The organism is Methylophaga sp. (assembly GCF_965655755.1).
Classification (GTDB): domain Bacteria; phylum Pseudomonadota; class Gammaproteobacteria; order Nitrosococcales; family Methylophagaceae; genus Methylophaga.
This window is the reverse complement of the sequence record NZ_CBFHHW010000023.1, coordinates 39,033-43,037: the sequence shown is the minus strand read 5'-3', so window position 1 is coordinate 43,037 and position 4,005 is coordinate 39,033. Positions and strand designations below refer to the sequence as shown.

6 protein-coding genes are annotated in these 4,005 nt (G+C 47.9%); 1 reads left to right on the top strand and 5 read right to left on the bottom strand.

Annotated elements, in window-relative coordinates:
- From ACTF5U_RS08790 to rpmH, 5 genes are all read right to left on the bottom strand, one after another.
- A partial coding sequence (locus ACTF5U_RS08790; protein WP_438971255.1) for a hypothetical protein occupies nt 1-109 on the bottom strand: 109 nt, incomplete at its 3' end.
- Between the two features lie 8 nt (nt 110-117).
- A complete protein-coding gene (gene yidC, locus ACTF5U_RS08785) occupies nt 118-1,761 on the bottom strand; it encodes a membrane protein insertase YidC (protein ID WP_438971254.1) in 1,644 nt (547 codons plus the stop codon).
- Nucleotides 1,754-1,990 (bottom strand): membrane protein insertion efficiency factor YidD, encoded by a 237-nt coding sequence (yidD, locus tag ACTF5U_RS08780; protein ID WP_438971253.1) that lies wholly within the window; start codon nt 1,988-1,990, stop codon nt 1,754-1,756. The genes yidC and yidD overlap by 8 nt, the downstream gene beginning before the upstream one ends.
- Entirely contained in the window at nt 1,975-2,328 is a 354-nt protein-coding gene (gene rnpA / locus ACTF5U_RS08775) for a ribonuclease P protein component (RefSeq protein WP_438971252.1), read from the bottom strand. Before rnpA ends, yidD begins: the two co-directional genes overlap by 16 nt.
- A gap of 29 nt (nt 2,329-2,357) precedes the next feature.
- Nucleotides 2,358-2,492, bottom strand: coding sequence for a 50S ribosomal protein L34 (gene rpmH, locus ACTF5U_RS08770; RefSeq protein WP_438971251.1), 135 nt, complete (start codon nt 2,490-2,492; stop codon nt 2,358-2,360).
- 268 nt (nt 2,493-2,760) lie between these two features.
- Here rpmH and dnaA point away from each other — a divergent pair.
- The coding region (gene dnaA, locus ACTF5U_RS08765; protein ID WP_438971250.1) for a chromosomal replication initiator protein DnaA at nt 2,761-4,005 on the top strand (1,245 nt) is incomplete at its 3' end.

Sequence of the window (4,005 nt, the reverse complement as noted above, 5' to 3'; positions counted from 1 at the left end):
ATGTGCCACAAATGGCTTTCACCATCTCGGCACTGTGTTTACCTGAGATTCTGACGACACCCACGCCACCCCGCCCGGGGGCGGTGGCGACGGCTACAATGCTATCCATCACTGCGCTTACAAGGCACCCATCTTACGGGTGATGTACCACTGCTGAGCAATCGACAACAGGTTATTGACCACCCAGTACAGCACCAGACCAGCCGGGAAGAAGGCAAAGAACACGGTGAAGACTAATGGGAAAATCTTCATCATCATGGCCTGCGCCGGATCCTGAGGTGCTGGGTTAAGTTTTTGCTGGAACCACATCGACAGACCAAATAAAACCGGCAGAATGAAATATGGATCCATCGCTGTCAGATCATTGATCCACAGCATAAAGTCAGCCTGTCGCAGTTCGATACTCTCAACCAACACCCAATAGAAGGCAAGGAAGACCGGCATCTGCACCAGGATAGGCAAGCAACCACCTAAGGGATTAATCTTCTCTGTGCGATATAACTCCATCATCGCCTGATTGAATTTCTGCTTGTCATCACCGTAACGTTCTTTCAGCGTCGCCAGTTTCGGTGTCAATTTACGCATCGCAGCCATTGAACGGTAACTGGTTGCTGACAACTTAAAGAACGCCAGTTTGATCAAGACCGTCAGCAACACAATCGACCAGCCCCAGTTGCCGGTCAGTTTATGTAACCATTCCATGATCCAGAACAACGGCTCTGAGATGATGGTTAAAAGGCCGTAATCGACCGTTAATGGTAGATTTTCAGCTACATTTTCCAGACGTTCGTGCTTTTTAGGGCCTAAGTACAATTGATATTGTGCTGATGTCTGCTCACCACTTTGCGCACTGATTGCCGGCATTCGGACACCTGCGGTGTAGTTCGTACCGTTGATTGATCTACCATAAAAGCCCAGCTGCTCACCTTTTTGCTGAGGCACAATGGCCGCCACAAAATAGTGTTGAATCATTGCTGCCCAGCCATCGCTTGAGTTGCGGTTAAAAGCCTGGTCGTCCAGATCATCAAAGTCGACTTTTTCGTATTCATTGCCTTTGCTGGAAAACACCGCGCCGGTATAGGTGTAGATGAACATGGAATCATCTTCACTACGATTGCGGTTTAACTGTGCGTAAGGGTATGCCGAGAAGCTGTCACCACTGTTATTTATAACCTCATAATCGACATCAACTGTGTAGCTATCGCGTTTAAAGGTATAGGTTTTCACCACCTGTAAACCCGATTCACTCTGCCAATACAGCGGAACGGTTATTTCATCCTGACCTTCTTGTAAGAGATATTCTGTTTGCTCGGCACGATAATGTTCATAATGCGTTGGCGCTTCACCGTCAGCCCTGAGGCCAGACTGGGTAACAAAGAACTGTCCCGCGGAATCATTTAGAAATTGCACCGGCGTATTCGGTTGTTCCGAACTCACTGCATAATCAAGCAGGGCTAAATCGCGAATATCGCCACCTTGCGTCGCGATATGCAGATCGATTACATCGGTTTTGACATGAATTTTCTCTGCTGCAGGCGAGACTTGCTGTGATTGAGGCACATCAGGTATCGATTCAGCGGATGCTGAGGGCATATCGGGCAATTCTGCCTCAGAAGCCATTGGTGCTGGCGTATCTGTCCGGGTTTGGCTGGCAATGTCCGCAGCCTGTTGCGGTCTGACATAATCATTCTGCCATGCTTCCCATAACAAGAGGGAGACGATGAGCAGACCAAAAATAAATAGCGTTCTGAGATTATCCATTGTGATTCTTTGTATTTAATTCAGGGACAGGATCCAAGCCACCTTTATGCCAGGGGTGGCAGCGGGACAAACGACGTAGCCCCATCAGGGAACCACGCAGGGCACCATGACGTTCTAACGCCTCGATCATATATTGCGAACAGGTAGGATGGAACCGGCAGTGCATACCAACTAACGGGCTAAGTAAGAGTTTATAGCCTCGGACGAGACTGATTAGGATTTTTGCCATTGCGCCACCACTGCTAACCAATGTTGCTCCAATGCTGCCCATATTTTTGCACTATCACGCTGGCCTACACCCGGTCGTGACAACACGACAATGTCGATGCTGGAGAAGGCAGATTGATTCTGACGAAATGATTCTCGAATAATCCGCTTCAAGCGGTTGCGTTTATTGGCAAGCTTAATGTGCTTTTTTGCTATTGCCAGCCCCAGTCGGGGGTGACCGACCGAGTTTTCAACCGTTAATACCGTCAGGCCTCCGCCTCCGAGGCGCTTTCCCTGACGAAACACCCGAGAAAAATCTCCCGGGCGGGTCATTTTCATGGCTCGGCGAAATGTTGCCAAGTCATGTTCTCCCTGTCGTAACAGAGAGATTAAACTGACAGTTTTGCGCGGCCTTTTGAGCGACGTGCATTGATAATGCGACGACCACCAACTGTTTTCATGCGGGCGCGAAAACCGTGTGTACGTTTGCGCTTCAAATTACTAGGCTGAAAAGTTCTTTTCATTTCACCAAACTCCAAAAAATGATTGTTTTGCTGCCTACGGGTCTAACAGCAGCTAACACCGCCGAGGCAAAAGACACGGGATTATAAAGTTTTCAGCAGCATCAAGTCAAACTGTATCCCTGTTTTCATCGTTAACTTATTTTACTTGCCAAACCAAACGCATAACGATAACTTTAGAGGGCTTACGCTGAGGGTGATATCATATCACTAGCTGACGTACGGCGCGTCTTTTTTTAATCATTAACCGGTTGATAATCAAGGAGTTCATGTGTCTTCACCCCTTTGGGAAAAATGTCTATCCCATCTCGAAGGTGATCTTTCGGCGCAACAGCTGAACACATGGCTCAGACCGCTACAGGCAATTGAAACCGACGATAGTCTGCGCTTACTCGCCCCAAATCCTTATGTTAAGGCATGGGTTCAGGAGCAACTGGAAGACCAGATAAATACGCTAATCGGTGCGCTGAGTCAGGGCGCTATTAACCGTATTGCGATTGAGGTGGGCACGAAGACCACTAACGCCATTTTCTCCCGTCGCCCCAGTGATCAACTGGAACAGGAATTAACTCCTACAGCGGATGATGAAAACGTTCAGGAAGTAAAAACGGAACCGGCTATCGGTAGCCCGATGAATCCCCTGTTCAACTTCGATAACTATGTCGAGGGTAAATCGAATCAGATTGCGCGCGCAGCCTCCTTACATGTTGCAGAAGCACCCGGAACCAGTGGTTATAATCCCTTATTTCTCTACGGCGGTACCGGTTTAGGCAAAACCCACTTAATGCTCGCCGTGGGTAATAAAATCAAACAAAACAATCCCAAAGCGCGTGTTATTTATCTTTCCTCGGAGCGATTTGTACAGGACATGATCACAGCGTTGCGCAATAATGCCATTGATCAATTCAAAGCCCACTATCGAAGTGCTGATGCACTGCTGATTGATGATATTCAGTTTTTCGCCAAAAAAGAACGTTCGCAGGAAGAGTTTTTTTATACCTTTAACAGCCTGCTTGAAGGCCAACGTCAGATCATTCTGACCTGTGACCGATTTCCTAAAGAAGTAGAAAACCTCGATGAACGTCTGCAATCTCGCCTAGGTTGGGGGCTAACGGTCGCGATTGAGCCTCCTGAACTGGAGACACGCGTCGCGATCCTTATCAAGAAAGCACAGCAGAATATGATTACTCTGCCGGAAGATGTCGCCTTCTTTATTGCTAAACGCATCAAATCCAATGTCCGGGATTTAGAAGGTGCTTTACAGCGAGTTATGGCATTTTCCCGTTTCACTAATCAGCCACTATCCATTGAAATGGCCCAGGAAGCATTGAAAGATCTGCTTGCCTTGCATCAGAAGTTAGTGACGCTAGAAAGTATTCAAAAAACCGTGGCTGAATATTTCAAAGTACGCGCATCGGATCTGCTTGCTAAAAAGCGTACCCGCTCAATTGCCCGTCCCCGACAAATCGCGATGGCACTGGCCAAGGAACTGACCAGCCATAGTCTGCCAGAAATT

What these genes read in the sequence shown, in the direction of transcription:
- yidD (WP_438971253.1), bottom strand. Translation starts at nt 1,990, where the DNA reads ATGGCAAAAATCCTAATCAGTCTCGTCCGAGGCTATAAACTCTTACTT.
- rpmH (WP_438971251.1), bottom strand. Translation starts at nt 2,492, where the DNA reads ATGAAAAGAACTTTTCAGCCTAGTAATTTGAAGCGCAAACGTACACAC.
- yidC (WP_438971254.1), bottom strand. Translation starts at nt 1,761, where the DNA reads ATGGATAATCTCAGAACGCTATTTATTTTTGGTCTGCTCATCGTCTCC.